The 16,333-nt window shown below is 64.8% G+C and carries 18 protein-coding genes; 13 read left to right on the top strand and 5 right to left on the bottom strand.

The annotated features are described in order from the left end of the window. Positions 1 to 38 precede the first annotated feature (38 nt). Positions 39 to 458 (top strand): winged helix-turn-helix domain-containing protein, encoded by a 420-nt coding sequence (locus BLS11_RS15960; RefSeq protein ID WP_092538777.1) that lies wholly within the window; start codon positions 39 to 41, stop codon positions 456 to 458. A 48-nt stretch (positions 459 to 506) separates the two neighbouring features. Here the strand turns inward: BLS11_RS15960 and BLS11_RS15955 are convergent, their stop codons facing one another. Beyond that, positions 507 to 1,124, bottom strand: coding sequence for a SprT-like domain-containing protein (locus BLS11_RS15955; RefSeq protein WP_245698984.1), 618 nt, complete (start codon positions 1,122 to 1,124; stop codon positions 507 to 509). Positions 1,125 to 1,359: 235 nt separating this feature from the next. Here BLS11_RS15955 and BLS11_RS15950 point away from each other — a divergent pair, with 235 nt between their 5' ends. Next, a complete protein-coding gene (locus tag BLS11_RS15950) occupies positions 1,360 to 2,496 on the top strand; it encodes an MFS transporter (RefSeq protein ID WP_092538885.1) in 1,137 nt (378 codons plus the stop codon). A gap of 22 nt (positions 2,497 to 2,518) precedes the next feature. On the opposite strand, the gene BLS11_RS19520 is transcribed toward BLS11_RS15950, so the two are convergent. Then, positions 2,519 to 2,677: a hypothetical protein gene (locus tag BLS11_RS19520; protein ID WP_175454476.1), complete on the bottom strand. Its 159-nt coding sequence runs from the start codon at positions 2,675 to 2,677 to the stop codon at positions 2,519 to 2,521. 494 nt (positions 2,678 to 3,171) lie between these two features. Between BLS11_RS19520 and BLS11_RS15945 the strand changes: the two genes are divergently transcribed. Beyond that, positions 3,172 to 3,807 (top strand): dienelactone hydrolase family protein, encoded by a 636-nt coding sequence (locus tag BLS11_RS15945; protein ID WP_092538776.1) that lies wholly within the window; start codon positions 3,172 to 3,174, stop codon positions 3,805 to 3,807. A gap of 158 nt (positions 3,808 to 3,965) precedes the next feature. Further along, positions 3,966 to 4,400 carry an Hsp20/alpha crystallin family protein gene (locus BLS11_RS15940; protein ID WP_092538775.1) on the top strand — a complete coding sequence of 145 codons (435 nt, stop codon included), beginning with the start codon at positions 3,966 to 3,968 and terminating at the stop codon, positions 4,398 to 4,400. A gap of 115 nt (positions 4,401 to 4,515) precedes the next feature. On the opposite strand, the gene BLS11_RS15935 is transcribed toward BLS11_RS15940, so the two are convergent. Beyond that, positions 4,516 to 5,058, bottom strand: a complete 543-nt coding sequence (locus BLS11_RS15935) for an HTH domain-containing protein (RefSeq protein WP_092538774.1) — start codon at positions 5,056 to 5,058, stop codon at positions 4,516 to 4,518. A gap of 145 nt (positions 5,059 to 5,203) precedes the next feature. Next, complete coding sequence (locus BLS11_RS15930; RefSeq protein WP_092538773.1) at positions 5,204 to 5,881, bottom strand: MaoC family dehydratase; 678 nt, start codon at positions 5,879 to 5,881, stop codon at positions 5,204 to 5,206. Positions 5,882 to 6,039: 158 nt separating this feature from the next. Between BLS11_RS15930 and BLS11_RS15925 the strand changes: the two genes are divergently transcribed. The 6 genes from BLS11_RS15925 (at position 6,040) to BLS11_RS15900 (ending at position 10,705) form a co-directional block, all read left to right on the top strand. Beyond that, positions 6,040 to 6,348: an AbrB/MazE/SpoVT family DNA-binding domain-containing protein gene (locus tag BLS11_RS15925; RefSeq protein ID WP_092538772.1), complete on the top strand. Its 309-nt coding sequence runs from the start codon at positions 6,040 to 6,042 to the stop codon at positions 6,346 to 6,348. A 6-nt stretch (positions 6,349 to 6,354) separates the two neighbouring features. After that, positions 6,355 to 7,002, top strand: a complete 648-nt coding sequence (locus tag BLS11_RS15920) for a hypothetical protein (protein WP_092538771.1) — start codon at positions 6,355 to 6,357, stop codon at positions 7,000 to 7,002. Positions 7,003 to 7,046: 44 nt separating this feature from the next. Then, a complete protein-coding gene (locus tag BLS11_RS15915; protein ID WP_092538770.1) occupies positions 7,047 to 7,604 on the top strand; it encodes a poly(R)-hydroxyalkanoic acid synthase subunit PhaE in 558 nt (185 codons plus the stop codon). Then, positions 7,601 to 9,307 (top strand): class III poly(R)-hydroxyalkanoic acid synthase subunit PhaC, encoded by a 1,707-nt coding sequence (gene phaC / locus BLS11_RS15910; RefSeq protein WP_092538769.1) that lies wholly within the window; start codon positions 7,601 to 7,603, stop codon positions 9,305 to 9,307. The genes BLS11_RS15915 and phaC overlap by 4 nt, the downstream gene beginning before the upstream one ends. Positions 9,308 to 9,455: 148 nt before the next feature. Next, a complete protein-coding gene (locus BLS11_RS15905; protein WP_092538768.1) occupies positions 9,456 to 10,199 on the top strand; it encodes a beta-ketoacyl-ACP reductase in 744 nt (247 codons plus the stop codon). Between the two features lie 86 nt (positions 10,200 to 10,285). Beyond that, positions 10,286 to 10,705 carry a universal stress protein gene (locus BLS11_RS15900; RefSeq protein ID WP_092538767.1) on the top strand — a complete coding sequence of 140 codons (420 nt, stop codon included), beginning with the start codon at positions 10,286 to 10,288 and terminating at the stop codon, positions 10,703 to 10,705. A gap of 130 nt (positions 10,706 to 10,835) precedes the next feature. On the opposite strand, the gene BLS11_RS15895 is transcribed toward BLS11_RS15900, so the two are convergent. Beyond that, positions 10,836 to 11,993 carry a thiolase family protein gene (locus BLS11_RS15895; protein ID WP_092538766.1) on the bottom strand — a complete coding sequence of 386 codons (1,158 nt, stop codon included), beginning with the start codon at positions 11,991 to 11,993 and terminating at the stop codon, positions 10,836 to 10,838. Positions 11,994 to 12,316: 323 nt separating this feature from the next. On the opposite strand from BLS11_RS15895, the gene BLS11_RS15885 reads away from it, so the two are divergent. The 3 genes from BLS11_RS15885 to BLS11_RS15875 all read left to right on the top strand — a co-directional run bounded on the left by BLS11_RS15885 (position 12,317) and on the right by BLS11_RS15875 (position 16,202). After that, on the top strand, positions 12,317 to 12,577 hold the full coding sequence (locus tag BLS11_RS15885; protein ID WP_175454475.1) for a TrmB family transcriptional regulator: 261 nt from the start codon (positions 12,317 to 12,319) through the stop codon (positions 12,575 to 12,577). Between the two features lie 651 nt (positions 12,578 to 13,228). Next, the gene (locus BLS11_RS15880) at positions 13,229 to 14,380 is read left to right on the top strand and encodes a tyrosine-type recombinase/integrase (RefSeq protein WP_092538764.1); all 1,152 of its coding nucleotides are present in this window, start codon (positions 13,229 to 13,231) and stop codon (positions 14,378 to 14,380) included. Between the two features lie 961 nt (positions 14,381 to 15,341). Continuing rightward, a complete protein-coding gene (locus BLS11_RS15875; RefSeq protein ID WP_092538763.1) occupies positions 15,342 to 16,202 on the top strand; it encodes a hypothetical protein in 861 nt (286 codons plus the stop codon). Positions 16,203 to 16,333 lie beyond the last annotated feature (131 nt).

The following is a 16,333-nucleotide window of genomic DNA, read 5'->3' as shown; positions in this document are numbered from 1 at the left end:
GCAATCGTTAAGCGGCGTCGCGGAGTACAGAGAGACGAATGGCGACCAACCACGCCGCGGCCGACGACGGAGACGCCCCGGAGGACCCGGAGGACCTCCTGCCGCCGACGAGCGTCCTCTCTCTGGACGACTACCTCGACATGCAGGCGGCCATCGGCGACCGGACGCGGTTCGCCGTCGTCTACACCCTCGTCCACGCGGGCGACCAGAGCCCGAAGCAACTCGAAGAGCGACTCGACGTCCGCGGGAACACCCTCCACTACCACCTGAACAAACTCGTGGAGGTGGGCCTCGTCGAGAAGCGAAAGCGGGCCGAACGCGACAGCGAAGGTCTGTACACCTACTACGCGGCGACCTCCTTGGGCGAGGGAATCCTCGAACACGGCGTCGAAGAACTCATCCGCCGGGAGCGAACGTACCTCGACGCCTACGGCGACGACGCCGAGACGGAAACCTGATTCGGAGACGGAACCCCGACTCGGGCGGAGACCCAACTCGACGGGCGACTACCCGTCCGACGCCGCGCCGTCGGGGGACTCACATTCGAGCGACGCGCCGCAACAGGACGACACGTACGACTCGTACTCTCGAACCAACTTACAGTCGCGGTACCGTCTGGCGACGACGTTCTCGCAGTCCGTGCAGGTGAGCAGGTACGCGGGCGTAGCGAAGTGGCGGACCCGGACGGGGGCGTCGAGGGCCGCCGCGCGCCGGCGGAACGCCGGTCCGTGATCGGTCGTTCCGAACCGCTGGAACTGCTCTACGTGGACGAGTTCGTGTCTGAGCGTCGCCGTCCACTCCTCGTAGTCGAACGACTCGAACGCCCGCCACGACAGCGACACCGTACACGTCGGCGCGCCGCCGTCCTCGGCCACCGTCGGCCGTTCGCTCCAGTCTATCGGGTCGCCGACGGCCGTCTCGGACACCTTCGGTCGCTTCACCGCCGCCGCCCTGCGCTTGGCGCGGGTCGAAACTTCCCACGACACCCGCGAGAACGCCACGCTCAGTTCGAACTCGGAGACGGCGTATTCGCAGTAGTCGCGCGAGAACGCTATCAGTTCCTCGTGACTGCCGACGGTTTCGAACTCCCGCCGGAGGCCACCGGCGAACACTCCTTCGGACACGAGTGGCCCGTCATCGGGGGGTGAGAAAACTGTTCGGTTTGGCTACTGATAGCGGAGGGACCGCCCCGAGCGACGGCGGTCGGTCGGCTGTTCCATCCGGCGTTTGTATAATTACTTTTGTGCATGATGCAGACAACACCTTCGAATCGTAAGGAACTGGTACCGTCCGCGAAGACAGGGAGTCGTGCAACCGACGGCGACGGAAGAACGGTTACGCGGCGGGTACGCGGGACGGATGCTGTTGGTCGTCTCCCTCGGGTGGGCGGCGCTTCAGACGGGTCGGTTCCTCCTCTCGCCGCTTCTGCCCACCATTATCGCGGACCTGCAGATAACGGAGGCGACGGCCGGGGTCGCCCTCGCGCTGTTTCAGGGCGTCTACGCGCTCTCTCAGTACCCCGGCGGCGAGTACTCCGACCGGTGGACGCGCGCGACGCTCATCGTCCCCGGACTGCTCGTCCTCGTCGTCGGGTTCGTCGCCTTCGGGTTCGCGTGGAGTCTCCCCGCGTTCGTCGCCGCGGCGGCCGTCGTCGGCCTCGGGAAGGGCCTGTTCGCCATCCCGTCGCGCGCGCTTCTCTCCGACCTGTTCGTGCGCCGCCGGGGGCGCGCCCTCGGCGTCTACGCCGCGGGCACCGACGTCGGCGGCCTCCTGTCGTCCGGCCTCGCCGTCCTCGCTCTCGGGTACGCGACGTGGCGTACGCCGTTCTTCCCGGTGGCGGCGGTGTTGGCGGCCGTGACGGTCCTCTACGTCCTCTGGTCGCGCGAGGGGTACCGCGTCGGCGATGCGTCCCTCGACGTGGGCGGAACCGCACGCAGACTCGTCACCAGTCCGCAGCAACGCGGGACGCTACTGGCGTTCTCGCTGTTTTACTTCATGGTCGGCGGGTTCATCAACTTCCTCCCGACGTACCTCGCGGTGTCGAAGGGGTTCTCGCAGGGACTCGCCAGTGCGACGTTCGCCATCGTCTTCGCCGTCGGTCTGGCGGTCAAACCCGTCGCCGGGGGACTCGGCGACCGGTTCTCCCGACGGGGCATCGCCGTCGTCGGAATCGGGTTCGCGGCGCTTTCGCTCGGGGCACTCGTCGCCGCCGGGTCGAAACCGGTCGTCTGGGTCGCGGTCGGACTGACGGCGGTGGGCTACAAGACGGGCTTTCCCCTCGCGGACGCCATCATCATGGACGACGCCCCCGACGGCGGCATGGGCGCGGACTTGGGCGCAGCGCGCGCCCTGTTTCTCGGCGCGAACGCGCTCGGCCCCGCCTACGTCGGCGTCGTCGTGACCTACGCGAACTACGCCGCGGCGTTCGGCGGCCTCGTGGTCTGTCTGGTCGTCGCCGCGGCGATTCTCCTGTACGGGGAGCGAAACGGCGAGTGAGAGGCGAGAGAACCGACCTCCCTCACGGGCCGATGTCGTCCCGACGCACGTAGAGGACGACGAGACCGAGCACTAACAGTCCGACGCCCCACCACATCGAGTCGCCGGGGAGGTACGCCAACAGGAGCGATACGATTCCGGACGAGACGAGGGACCAGCCGATGGTCGTCTGGTACGTCACACCGGAACTAGTCCGCTCTCGGAGTTAACCGCTGGGGCAGTTGCCGCAGGCGGCGTGGTCCGCCCCCTCGCCTCTCCTCTTCGCCTGCGTACGGACGGCGACCAAACCGGGGAAGATAGGAAAGATCAACAAACTATCAGAGATAGCAAAGACGGAAAAGATGGTTTTGACGACGGAGAGTGGGTTAATTGAGAGCGTAGTTCGTCGAACGCGAGTCGGTAGAAATCGTCACTGGAACCCGGCTATCCGTTCGGTTACGGAAACGGTGGAGCGTCGTCGGCCGGCGGAGAAACTGCTCGCCGACCGCCGCCTCCGGGTTCCACAGAATACCTTGGACCTGGGGGCGAGTCGAACCGGTCGCCCGGACGGCCGTCCACGCACGGGGACGTACCTAGGTCCGCCGACGAGTGCCGGCCTCGGACTCGTCGGGAGCGCGGAGACTTCGCCGAGGTGACGGAAACGGGCGTTAAGCACCGCACGGACGTAAGTACCGTATGCACGACGCGACAGACCGCCGGGTGACGATTCCCGTCGGCGACGCGGAACTGGAGGGGTGTCTCGTCGTCCCGCCGGACCCCGCGGGCCTCGTGATTCTCGTGAGCGGAGGCGAGAGCGGTTCCGACGCGCGAATCGGGCGCGTCGCCGACCGCCTTCGGAGGGCGGGGTTCGTGACGCTCTCGTCGGCACTCCTCGCGGGGCCGGACGTCGAAGCGTACGCGACGCGGTTCGACGTGGGGCTACTGACCGAACGGGTGGTCGCCGTCACCGAGTGGATTCGAAAGCGAGACGACGTCGGTGACTCGGAAGTCGGGTACTTCGCCACCGGAACGGCCGCCGCCGCGGCAATCGAGTCCGCCCTCCGGTTCGACGTGACGGCCCTCGTCGTTCTCGGCGGCCGCGTCGACCGCGCCGCCGAGTCGTTGCCGGACGTTCGGTCGCCGACGCTGTTTATCGTCGGCGGCGCGGACGGCCCCGTCCTCGAACTCAACCGGCGCGCGTTCGAACGACTCGACTGCGAGAAGTCGCTCGAAGTCGTCCCCGGCGCGGGACACCGCTTCGAGGGGTCGGACGAACTCGAACGCGTCGCCGAACTCGCCGCCGAGTGGTTCCGGCGTCACCTCCGAGAGTGACAGGATGGGACGCGACGGAAAAGCGGTCCCGCGCTCCGCCCTCGCCGCGCGGCGGAATCGGAGGACGGGTCCCTCGTTCTCGAACGGGTTCGCTCGGAGGAATAAACGATAAGGACCATCCCGCGAAAGTTACAACGCGGAAACGCAACCAGAGAGCCATGATGCCCGACAGAAACCCCTTCCAAGAGCTCGAACGCATGTTCGAGCAGATGAACCGGCAGTTCGAACAGTCTCCGTGGTCGATGGGCCAAGAGGGTATGTTCGGCCGCGGGTCGGTGGACATAGACCTCGCGGACCACGGCGAGGAGTTCGTCGTCACCGCCGATCTCCCCGGATTCGAAAAGGAGAACATCGACGTCCAGTGCACCGAGGAACAACTCACGATTCGCGCGGAGAGAGAGCGCGAAACCGAGACGAGCGAGGAGAACTACCTCCGACGGGAACGCTCCGACGAACGGATGCAGCGGTCGGTCCGCCTCCCCGAACCCATCGACGCCGACGGCGTCTCCGCGACGTTCCAGAACGGCGTTCTCACCGTCACGCTCCCGAAAGCCGGGTCGTCCGACCGGGGGCAGAACATCGACATCGAGTGAACCGACGGCGGACGGCCGAACGTTCGCACTCCTTTTTTCGGTGACCGCGGTGAAAACGAGAGAAAACGGGTCGTCTGCGGCGATTCTCGGACGCCCGGTCGCCGGCAGACGCGGCTTACTCGTCGAGCGGAATCGGCGAGGCGTACGTCGGCGTCTCCTCCTCGGAGAACCGGTCGGCGTTCGAGTCGTCGGACGGCGCCGACAACGGCGGTAGCTCCTCCTCGGAGGTCATCGCTTCGAGGGCGTCCTCGACGGTGTAGTGGGCCTCGCGGTCGGAGCACGGGAACACGCCCGCGACGTCGCCGTCCTCGTAGAGAGCCAAACAGAGGTGCGGAGGGACGATAGCGTCGTACGCGCCGTCGACGAGGGATTCCCGCCGCACGTCGGAGAAGAACGGTTCGACCGTGTACCCGTTCGTCGTCGCCCACGACTCGAACCGGCGGACCGTCTCTATCATCGTCCGCCCCGCCTCGGTCCGAGTGACCGCGCTATCGGTCGCTATCTGGTCTCCCCACACCGTCACGGAGAAATCGAGTTCCCGTTCGGACTCCATGTCGAGGAGTCGTTGCACGACCGCCTCCTGCGACGCCTGCGCGCCGCGCGGTGCCAACGACCGAACGTACAGTTCCGCTCTCGTGTGTGTGTCTCCCGAAGGCATTGTTTTTCCTCGCTGCCGGTCGTCAGTCCCCGTCCGACCGGTCAGCAGTATCACCTAGTGGTTCACGAGCTACGTTACCTATTCCCCCTGTCACTACGCGGTGTTTAAATAGACGCGCGGATCCGTCGCCGAGTCGGGCCGGCGGTCACGCCCGCCCTCCTCCGGACGACGGCGGTTCGTCGTCCTCGGGAATCGAGTCGATGAGGACGACCGCCTCCCCCTCGACGACGGGGTTCTCGTCATCGCCGAGAACGTCCGTCGAGAGTCGGAATCGATCCGACCCGAGTCGTTCGGTCACCTCCACCATCGCGGTCAGGCGCGACCCCACCTCGGCCGGTCCCACGAACTCCATCTCCTGCGAGAGGTAGATGGTCAGACCGGGGAGGCGGGCCAACGCGGCGCTGATGAGTCCGGAGACGAGCGTTCCGTGGACGATTCGGCCGCCGAACCGCGTCCGCGACGCGAACTCCTCGTCCGTGTGGAGGCGGTTCGTGTCTCCGCTGGCGGCCGCAAAGGCGGTCACGTCGGCCTCGTCGATGGACTTCGAGAACCGGACCCAGTCGCCGACGTCGATGTCCTCGACGGCGTCGACGGAACGTTCGAACTCCCACTCCTCCTCGGAGTGAGAGACCGCCACCGCCTCCGCGTCGCCGTCGGCGTCGTGACCGTTGACGCCGAACAGCGCCAACGTGGCGCGGTTGGCCTCGACGACGCTGTTGACGAGGTGGTTCGAGGCGCGCCCCCACGCCGTCGTGAACTCTTCGAACTGCCCCCCGAGGGGAGGCGGCGAAACTCGGTCGCCGGTTCGGTCGTCGCGCGCCATCTCACGCCCTCCGCCAGCCCGCCACCGGGCTATTTGTATTCAATTCTGATAAATCAACGACGCCGGTATTACCGTTCTCACCAATCGTAGCCATCGTATACCATTCAAGGGTAACGTGGGGAACACATTTGTATCATGGGGTCCTACGTGGAAGTGAGATGACGGACGACCCATCGACTCCGCCGTGGCCGCCGGCCGCGTTCGCGGAGCAGTTCCGGCAGGCGAGCGAAGAAGTGACCGACCAGCAGTTTCGGTTCTTCAACGAGCTCATGTCCGCCGGAAGCGGCGAGGAGAAGAGCGACTTCGATACCCTCGAATCGCTGAGCAGAGACGCCGCCGTCTTCAAGACGCGCGTGCAGAGCGGGGGGAGAATCAGCATCCCCGACGCCGAGCGGGAGGCGCTCGGTATCGAAGAGCGCGACCTCGTCCAGGCGTTCGTCATCCCGATAGAGCCGAAAACGGAGTGAACACCCATGAGTCAACACGACACTAACCGACAGCGACAGACGTACCGAGTCCAGAACCCCTTCACCGCGATGTTCGACGCCTACCAGCGGTCCCTCGAACAGAGCCAAGAGGCGATGCGCCGGAACATGGAGCTCCAGCAGTCGTACATGGACCTCTTTGCGGACAACGTCGAGTCGAGCCGCCCGGTGCAACAGAAGACGACCGACGTCAGACGGTCGATGGCGCAGATAGCCGTCGACACGATGGACAACACCGTCCCGTCGAACAACCAAGCGTTCATCGAGAACACGCGACAGGCGCTCCAGATGTCGCTCGAAACCATCGACTCGATGGACGGGAGCGTCCAGAACAACCAGCAGTTCTTCGATAACCTCCGAGACACGATAGACGAGCAGTACGACACTGCCCACGAGATCAACGAGAACGTCTGGGACGCCCTCGAGACGAGCATGCGTCAGAACACCGACCTGTACAACGACATGCTCGAGCAGTACCAAGAGAACATGGAGCAGACGGTGGACGACGTCTCCGAGCGGATAGCCGAGGCCCGAGAGGCGACGCCCGAGACGACCGAAGTGGAAGTCGAGGCGGGCGCGGAGTCGGACGTCGGCGGGACGGACTCCGACGCGGAGTTCGACGCCACCGAGGAGTAACTCGGGCGGTAACCATTTGGAGACACTTCGCGTAGAGTGAAACGATGTCGGAAGAGTACGCTACCGCAGGCACCGAGGAGGACTGGACACGCTTCGTCGAGGAGACGAACGAATCGTTCGCGGACGCGTTCGAACGGAACGCCGAGGCGCAGGCGGCGTTCGTCGAATCGTGGTTCGACGCCGTAGAGGAGTCCTCCGCCACGGACGCCGACGCGTGGAGCGACGGTATCGAGGGGTACGCCCGCGCCTACGAGGTGTGGATGGCCGCCGCCGAGGAACACCTCGAACGGACGATCGACGCCGTGGAGGGCGAGGACGTAGACACCGAGGAGATTAGAGACATCTGGCTGAACGCCGCCAACGAGGCGTTCAAAGAGGTGATGCGAACCACCGCGTTCGCGGCGACGACGGGTGAGGCGGTCCAGAACGTCTTGGAGTTCCGGCAGGACGTAGACGAGATGTCGGAGACGACGCTTCACACCCTCGGGTTCGCGACGAAGTCGGACGTGCAGGAGGTCGGTGAGAGACTCGTCGAACTCGAACGGCGCCAACACTCCGTAGAGCAGAAACTCGACCGAATCATCGACTCGATGGAACCGTGAACCCCTACACCTTCGCACTCGACGTGCAACAGCAACAGTGGACGGCGGCCGCCGACGCCGTCGAACGCCTCGCGACGGCGCGAGAGCAGACGGAGCGGTTCACCGGCGTAGACGTGGGACAGACGCCGAGCGAAGTCGTCTACGAGGAGAACAAACTGCAGCTTCTCCACTACGAGTCGCGGACGGAGGAGCAACACGACGTGCCGATACTCGTCGTCTACGCCCTCATCAACAAGCCGTACATCTTGGACCTCCAGCCCGACCGGAGCGTCGTGCGGTCGCTTCTCGACAGCGGCTTCGACGTCTACCTCATCGACTGGGGGGAACCGTCCGCGCTCGACGCGTCGTTGACGCTGGACGACTACGTGAACAGGTACATCGAGAACTGCGTGGACGTGGTGCGCGAACGCTCCGGACGGGACAGCATCCACCTCCTCGGCTACTGCATGGGCGGGACGATGAGCGCGATGTACGCCGCCCTCCACCCCGAGAAAGTCCGAACGCTCGGCCTCATGGCCGCCGGCCTCTGCTTCGACGACAGCGGCGGCATCCTCGAGAAGTGGGGCGACGGCGACTACTTCGATCCGGAGACGGTCACCGAGACGTTCGGCAACGTCCCCTCGGACTTCCTCGATGCGGGGTTCGCCATGATGGACCCCGTGGACAACTACATCACCAAGTACGCCCGCTTGGCCGACAACCTCGACGACGACGACTTCGTCGAGAACTTCGCCCGCATGGAACGGTGGCTGAGCGAGGGCATCGACGTGGCGGGCGAGGCGTACCAGGAGTTCCTCGAAGAGATGTACCAGTCGAACAGTCTGGCGAGGAACGAGTACACGCTGAACGGCGAGCACGTCGATTTAGAGGAGATAACGATGCCCGTCCTCCAGATAGTCGGCGAGTACGACCACCTCGTCCCCTCGGAGGCGAGCGTCCCGTTCAACGAACTCGTCGCAAGCGACGACACGGCGACGATAGAGTTCCCGACGGGACACATCGGCCTCTCGGTCTCCTCGCGGTCCCACGAGGACCTCTGGCCGCGCGTCGGCGAGTGGTTCGAGAAGCGGTCGCGGGTCGAACCCGCCGACGAGGGAGACGAAGCCGCCGAGGCCGACCGAACCGCCGAAACCGACGAGGCGGGCGGCAGGACCATCTCGCGGCATCCCGACGAGGGGCACGTGGACGTCTACGTCGAGGAGACGGACGAAAGCGAGGCCGCCGAGACGGGGGCGGGGACGACGGAGACGAGCGGAGAGACGGGACTCGCCGAAGACGAAGACAGCGCCGTCTACGCCGAGGACGAAGGCGGGCGACCGCCGACGTTCGACGAGGCCGACGAGACGGACGGGGCGACGCGCGACGAACCGCGGGCCGACGACGAGACGGAACCGCGAGAGCAACCCGAATCGGAGTCGGCCGTCGAACAGATCGACGAGATGCGAACGCCCGACGACGAGACCGGCGAATCGGCCGACGAGACGGGGACCGACGCCGGCGAACCGGCGGAGACGCCGACCGACCTCCGGGAGATATCCGGAATCGGGTCGGGGTACGCCGGACGCCTCGAAGGTGCGGGCGTCGAGGACGTCGCCGCCCTCGCCGCGTCGGACGCCGAACCCCTCGCCGAGGAGATAGGCGTCTCCGAGAGTCGCGTCCGAGACTGGATAGCGCAGGCGCGTGACCTGACGTCCTCGAAGTAACCCTCGGCGTACTCTTCTCCGGCCGACCGGTCGCCCGCGGACTACCGTTTGGATATCCTGAGAAACACTTACTTGGCCGATTGTCGTCGGTAGATTCGTACGGCGGAGCCCAAACGCCGGGAGTAAGCGGACCTTCCACCACCCAACAATGACACTGGACAACCGAACGTGCCTCGTTACGGGGTCGTCGAGAGGAATCGGATGCGGAATCGCCGAAGAACTCGGTCAAAACGGCGCGAACGTCGTCGTCAACTACCGCTCCTCGGAGGGGGAGGCGTACGACGTCGTAGAGACAATCGCGGAGGAGGGCGGCGACGCCATCGCCGTCCAAGCAGACGTGAGCGACATGGAGTCCGTCGCGGAGATGCGCGAACGGGTTCACAACGCCTACGGACCGGTGGACGTCCTCGTGAACAACGCGGGCGTCACCGTCGACCGGACGTTCGAGAACATGACCCGCGAGGACTGGGACCAGGTGATGGACGTGAACCTCGGCGGCGTGTTCAACTGCACGAAGGCGTTCTACGACGACATCTCGGACGCGGAGCAGGGACGACTCATCAACATCTCGAGCGTCGTCGGCCAGCAGGGTAACTACGGGCAGGCGAACTACGCCGCGACCAAGAGCGGTCTGTTCGGGTTCACCCGAACGCTCGCGTTGGAACTCGCGAGTTCGGGGACGACGGCGAACTGCGTCGCGCCGGGGTTCGTACGGACCGACATGCTCGAAGGCGTGGACGAACGCGTCCAAGAGAAGATTCGCAAGCGCATCCCCCTCGACCGGTTCGCCGACGTCGAGGACATCTGCGGCATCGTGCGGTTCCTCGCCAGCGACGACTCGCGGTACATGACCGGACAGGTCATCGGCGTCAACGGCGGCATGGAGTGGTAACGGCCGCGCCGACACCCGTCGGCCCTCCTCGACAGTGTACTTCGGTAACACACACCTTGAAATCCCCAGCGAGCGTACGAGAACGCGTGTACTCGAACATCTTGATTCCCACCGACGGGAGTCGTGGCGCGGAACGCGGAGGAGAGCGAGGACTAGAACTGGCCGAGGAACACGGGGCGACGGTTCACACCCTGTTCGTCCTCGACGAACGGACGTACGGGACGCCGGCGTTGAGTAGCGACGAACTCTACCTCGAAGCGGTCGAACGGCGCGGGGCGAGAGACTGCGCCGAGATAGCGGCGGCGGCGTCCGAACGCGGACTCGACGCCGAGGTGGCGTGTACGAGGGGGTGTCCGCACGAGGAGATACTCTCCTACGTCACGGCCAACGACATCGACCTCGTGGTGATGGGCGGACACGGAACCTCGCCGACGACGCGGCCGCACGCGTACGCCTGCACCGACAGAGTCAGCGACTCGGCCCCCGTTCCGGTCATGTCGGTGTGATGGGTCGGCGCCTGCGCGCGGGACCTCGTCTAACCGCGGGATGAGACGACGGTCGGTCGCTCGGTAGTTCTGTGAATCGGCCAACAAATTCACGTGCTGTTACAGGAATACGGCTGTAAGGGACGGACGGTCAGCGCCGGAGGAGGACGGCGATGCCGCCGCCGCCGCCGACGCTCATCCCGACGACGCCGTACTCTACGCCGTCCTCAGCCATAGCGTGTGCGAGTGTCGTCGCCAACAAGCCGCCGCTTCCGCCGATGGGGTGGCCGTACGCGATGGCCCCGCCGAGCGGGTTCAGTTTCTCTCGCGGAACGTCGAGGCGGTCCATCGTGTACACCATCTGCGCGGCGAACGCCTCGTTCAACTCGAAGAAGCCGATATCCTCGACGGTCAGGTCGTTCGCGTCGAGGAGGCTGGTCACCGCGTCGGAGACGGACTTCCCGAACCACATCGGGTCGCGGTACGAGACGGCGTAGTCGGCGACGGTGGCGAGGGCCTCGGAGTCGTCCACCGCGTCCGCCGACGCGAGGAGGAGTGCTCCCGCGCCGTCGCTCAGGTCCGAGGCGTTGCCCGCCGTTATCGTCCCGTCGGACTCGAAGGCGGGCGATAGCGACCCGAGTCTGTCCATGTCGGTGTCCTCCCGCGGACCCTCGTCCACCTCGACGGTGCCGGAGTCCGTCTCGACGGGGACGATTTCGTCCTCGAAGCGCCCCGCTTCGATGGCCTCCACCGCGCGCCGATGACTTTCGAGGGCGTACTCGTCCTGCGCCTCGCGGGAGATGTCCGCCTCCTCGACGAGGCGTTCGGTGAGAGCGCCCATGTGTTCGGCGTAGCCCACGTCCCAGAGGCCGTCGTATATCATCGCATCGCGCATCCGCACGTCCCCGTAGCGGCGGCCCTTCCGCGTCTCCGTCGAGAGGTACGGCGCGTTCGACATCGACTCCATGCCGCCCGCGACGGCGACGGACGCCCGCCCCGCCTGGATGCGGTCGAACGCGAGCGTCAACGCGCGGAGTCCGGACCCGGACGCCTCGTTTATCGTCGTCGCCGCCACGTCGTTCGGGAGGCCCGCCTCGGTGACCGCCTGCCGCGCGGGGGCCTGCCCCACTCCCGCCTGAATGGCGTTCCCCAGACCGGCCCAGTCCACGGCCGCCGGGTCGACGTCGGTTCGGTCGAGGAGGCCCCGAAGCGTTCGAGCGCCGAGTTCGACGGCCGATGTGTCCGATAGCGCGCCGAGAAGCGCACCGTGCGGCGTCCGACATCCGTCGATGACGACTACGCGAGTCATGTACCGGACAGACGGCGGGAGCCGACAAAATAACTGGGCCACACGCACGGCGAGGAGACGGTCACGGTTCGAGACGGGAACGACGGCGGCCGCCGCGGACCGTGCGACCGAACGTCGGTGCGGGACGCCGTCGTACGTCTACGGGGCGGAGAACGTCCGAACGACCCTGAGTAAGTTTTATGGCGTCTTCCGCGCATGACGTTAGTGAACGCAGAAGTGACAGATGAAATACACCGAGCCGCCGCCAGATATCCCGGAACAAGACCTCCGAGAGGCCATCTCCAGCGGACTCGGTGTCGTTTACCTCACAAAACATACAACAAATGAAGAGCACCCAACTCACGACAGAGAACGGTACGCCCGAAGAACAGTCGCCCCTCTCGAGAGACGAGTCCCTCCCGTCCGACCTCCAGTCTCCCCGGGCGAAACTCGTCTACCTCTACCTGCGTCAGACGGAGGAGGAGAGCCTCGAACACCTCCGGACGGCGCTCGACATGAAGACGATTACGCTCTACCCGGTCCTCGGAAGCCTCGTCGAGAAGGGCCACGTTCGGTCGGACGGTGACCGGTACGTCTGTCGGTAACGGCGGTTTCCCCCTCGCCTCCCCGCGCCCTCCGGCGCACGGGTGACCGACCCGTTACCGGCGGGTCGTCCCCGACGGAGGGACGTACGGAGACGGAGTCGCCCGGCGGTGACTCGTCTCCGTCAGTGCCCCGTCGCGGTTCTCCGACCCCCACTTCGAGTACTCCTAACTCTCCGAGAGAGCGCTGTACGGCGCTGATTCGATCTCTGTAGTCCAACTGATTTTGTATTTCCGACTACCTTGTATCGCAAACAGTAGCAGTCGGCGAGGTAGTTACCCGGCCACGGGGAATCGATAACATCGGAGAAAGGCGTCGAGCGTACGATCTGAGCGGTCTGAGCGGCGAGCCGACGAACGAGGAGGAACTCTCCGAGAGTTCATCGTCTCTACTGCCGCTGTAGCCCGAATATTCGGACGAGCGTCGCCTTTCGCGGGACGAGCCGTTCGAATGAGAATGTATTGCACACCAAGATAGGGACTCAGAAGTGATTGTACCAACGGGATGTTCGCTCGGAGACGTGTCTCCGTCCGTTACATACCTATCTCTGTAACGATTCGAAAGCCGTCGGCGGCGGAGACCCGACGAGGATGGCGGGCGGCGGACGGAATCACACGTGACTTTACAAACCCCCGTCTCCATCGACCGTACGAATGCCCGCCCAATCCGGACCCGAGGAACAGACCGCCGCACCGACACTCCGAGAAGCGTTGGCGACGTTCGTCGAGAGCAAAGGGACCGCCGAGGGCGACGGTCGGTACGCGACGGAGTCCGAACGCGTCCTCACCTCGTGGATAGCGTGGTGCGAGGAACGCGGCGTGGAGACGTTCGACGGCCTCGACGCCCGAACGTTGGGCGCGTACGCGCGGCACCTCAAGCGCCGCGTCGGTGCGCGCGAGTCGGACGACGGGAGCGGTATCTCCGGGCGGAGCGCACACCAGTACTACGCCCGCGTCCGCGCCTTCCTCTCGTGGGCCGTCGCGTGGGAGTACATCGCGGAGAACCCGGCGGCGAAGGCCGTCGCGCAGAACGAACTCCCCGAGGAGAGCGCGGGGTCCAGCGAGTCGAGACAGCAGTTCTGGCGGAGCGAAACCCGCGAGGCCATCGTCCGGTGGGCCGACTGGCGCGCCGAGGACGCCCTCGACTCGGAGTGGATGGACGGCGCGACGGCGGTTCGGGACCGCGCGTTGGTGGCGACGGTGGCGTACACCGCCGTCCGCGGCGCGGAGATACTCCGCGAACCGCGCGACTCGCGCCGGCGGGGACTGCGCTGGAGCGACGTCCACCTCGACGACGGCTACTTAGAGGTGCTCGGAAAGTCGCGGGAACGCGAGGAGGTTCCGGTTCCGCCGCAGGCGCGCCGCTACCTCGAACGGCACCGACGACGGCAGAATCCGCCGAACGCCGATTGGCCGGTGTTCGAGAGCGGTCACCTCCCGAGCAAGTACGCCCTCGTGCGGGAAACGGTGGACGACGAGGACCGAATCGAGGAACTGTGCACGCCCGCGCGAATCGACGACGCCCTGCGGACGTTGGGCCTCGCGCCGCCCTCTCTCACCGTCGAAGGGGGACGACGCATCCTCGCTCGACTCTCCGAAGAGTCGGGGATACGCGAGGACGGCGACGTGCTGAAACTCCACGGCGCGCGCCGCGGACTCGGCCACGAACTGTACCAGCGAAGCGCCGAGTTGGCCCAGGTGACGCTCCGCCACAAGAGCATCGAGACGACGCACGAACGCTACACGGACATCGAGGCCAAGCGCACGGGCGAAACCGTCGGCGAGATTCTGGACGAAGAGCGGTAGTGCAGCGTCGGTTACGCATCCGGAACTCGTCAAGGGCACGGCCGTACGGCGCATCGACACTCCGATTCCCTACGACAGAAAGCACCGCCTCCGCTCGAGGGGAGGATTCCATCGGCCGCGAACGGCCGCCACCCGTTTTACGAACATTTCAAGTGCTGTAACGGGATCAGTCGTCATCGAGGAGGACCGTCGGCCGATGCCGGTTTCCCACTCCCTGACAGGAGTACGACTGTAACGGAGGACATCCTCGCGGCTCTTGGAGACGATGAAAATTCGGAAAGTGATTCCCCTATTTCATAATTCATAAATTGAGTTTGTTTTCCACAGATTGGAGACGAAGAGTCGTTTCAAGCCACGAGGCGGCTGCTAACGGCCGGTTCAGCGGAGAGAAGCGAGTCGTTTCGGCGACGAGGGGCGTTCGTCGGTTCGACATCCGCTTTTCTATCTCAGAAAGCGGTCGTCGGACGGACGGGACGAAAAACCCACTGCGGGCCGCCTCAGACGGCGACGGTTTCGTCCTCCAATCAGCCGATGCGGTCGACGTCGACGTGTACCTCGGGCTTGCCGCTGATTAGTGGTGGTGGATAACTGCCACTCTCTGACGCCACCCGGATCTGTTCGACCATCGGAACGTAGCGCGACTTTCGCGAGGGAAAGCCTGTGCGCCCTGGGAGTTCGTCTCTACCCCGCCTCTCCGGACCCTCACATTGGATGGACGGAGTCGAAACACAAGCCTCACTCGTACTGATTCGGAGAAAGCAGAACTGAGAGACCCCGAACGTTCTCGGAAGAGGACGCAGCATTGGACGGGGATGGTCACCGACTAAGCGGGAGATCTGACGAACTAGTGCGACGGGTCGAATGGTAAACGATCACAGTCGGCCGACGTAGATTAACAGCGATATACATCAACAAAATAGAGGAATATTTATCATCTATTGTTATGAATAGAGGAACTGGTATGTGGGAAGATACCGATGGTCAATCTGTCGAGAGCAACGACCGGAAAAGCCACTCAGAGGAGAGGACACGGCGTTCCCTCCTGCAGACAGTAGGCGCTGGTGCGAGCGCACTAGCGCTCGGTGTCGGTGCGACTTCTCCCGCGTCAGCCGCAAAAGCCGAAGAGACCTGCGCAAGTGGAGAGGTGATCGAAGTCGCCAACAGCAATTGGCACGTCCTGAACAACAAGTGGGGAGACCCGGACGCTACCCAGTGCATTTGGCGGCACGACGACGGTCGATACGGTTGGGATTCCGACTCGACCGGCGCGGGGATCAACTATCCGCAGACGTTCTGCGGCGGCCGACCGTGGGGTTCAGACAGCGGTATTTCAGAACTACCGACGCAACGAAGTAATATCTCGGAGTTCGAACTAGAGTGGGATATCAGCCTCAACGAGAGCGGCGGCGACTGGAACCTCGCCGAGGAATGGTGGCTCCTCGACGGCCAGCCTCAGGCGAACAACCCACCGATCAAATACGAGGTCATGCTCGTGCTCGACTGGGGCAGTAACCTCAGTCACCCGATGGTCCAGGAAAACGTCCGCACTGACAAGTACGGCAACCAGATCGATCACTGGGCCGACTACGACCACTCCGAAGGGTGGAAGTTCCAGATCTTCCGCATCGCTGGTGGGGCTTCCTCCGGACAGGTAGATTTCACGGAGATCATGGATTACATGGATAGCTATTTCGGTGTCAGCGACAGTCTGACCCTCACCGGCTGCGAGGTTGGCACCGAGATCTGGGGCGGTTCCATCAGTGCTACGTTCAACACCTGTGATCTTACGATCAACGGAGAGACCTACTCGAGCGGTTCCTGAGGTAGTAACAGCGACACTCGGCAACAACGCGAATCAGTAGACGGAGGGGAATCAGTAATCGAGAACACCGGGACACCCCCTCCCTTGAGCGCAGCCCTGTCGGCTGTCTGTATCATGGAAGGCGCCGACGC

The sequence above is a fragment of the Halopelagius longus genome, assembly GCF_900100875.1.
In the GTDB taxonomy this organism is placed as follows: domain Archaea; phylum Halobacteriota; class Halobacteria; order Halobacteriales; family Haloferacaceae; genus Halopelagius; species Halopelagius longus.
Note: the sequence above shows the minus strand (reverse complement) of the source record. Positions and strands in the feature narration are given on the sequence as shown.

Excerpts from the sequence above, each read along its gene's own strand:
- BLS11_RS15875 (WP_092538763.1), top strand. The coding sequence starts at position 15,342 with ATGTGGGAAGATACCGATGGTCAATCTGTCGAGAGCAACGACCGGAAA.
- BLS11_RS15930 (WP_092538773.1), bottom strand. The coding sequence starts at position 5,881 with ATGGCGCGCGACGACCGAACCGGCGACCGAGTTTCGCCGCCTCCCCTC.
- BLS11_RS15945 (WP_092538776.1), top strand. The coding sequence starts at position 3,172 with ATGCACGACGCGACAGACCGCCGGGTGACGATTCCCGTCGGCGACGCG.
- BLS11_RS15895 (WP_092538766.1), bottom strand. The coding sequence starts at position 11,993 with ATGACTCGCGTAGTCGTCATCGACGGATGTCGGACGCCGCACGGTGCG.
- BLS11_RS15880 (WP_092538764.1), top strand. The coding sequence starts at position 13,229 with ATGCCCGCCCAATCCGGACCCGAGGAACAGACCGCCGCACCGACACTC.
- BLS11_RS15905 (WP_092538768.1), top strand. The coding sequence starts at position 9,456 with ATGACACTGGACAACCGAACGTGCCTCGTTACGGGGTCGTCGAGAGGA.
- BLS11_RS15960 (WP_092538777.1), top strand. The coding sequence starts at position 39 with ATGGCGACCAACCACGCCGCGGCCGACGACGGAGACGCCCCGGAGGAC.
- BLS11_RS15950 (WP_092538885.1), top strand. The coding sequence starts at position 1,360 with ATGCTGTTGGTCGTCTCCCTCGGGTGGGCGGCGCTTCAGACGGGTCGG.
- BLS11_RS15925 (WP_092538772.1), top strand. The coding sequence starts at position 6,040 with ATGACGGACGACCCATCGACTCCGCCGTGGCCGCCGGCCGCGTTCGCG.
- BLS11_RS15915 (WP_092538770.1), top strand. The coding sequence starts at position 7,047 with ATGTCGGAAGAGTACGCTACCGCAGGCACCGAGGAGGACTGGACACGC.
- BLS11_RS15935 (WP_092538774.1), bottom strand. The coding sequence starts at position 5,058 with ATGCCTTCGGGAGACACACACACGAGAGCGGAACTGTACGTTCGGTCG.
- BLS11_RS15940 (WP_092538775.1), top strand. The coding sequence starts at position 3,966 with ATGATGCCCGACAGAAACCCCTTCCAAGAGCTCGAACGCATGTTCGAG.
- BLS11_RS15885 (WP_175454475.1), top strand. The coding sequence starts at position 12,317 with ATGAAGAGCACCCAACTCACGACAGAGAACGGTACGCCCGAAGAACAG.
- BLS11_RS15920 (WP_092538771.1), top strand. The coding sequence starts at position 6,355 with ATGAGTCAACACGACACTAACCGACAGCGACAGACGTACCGAGTCCAG.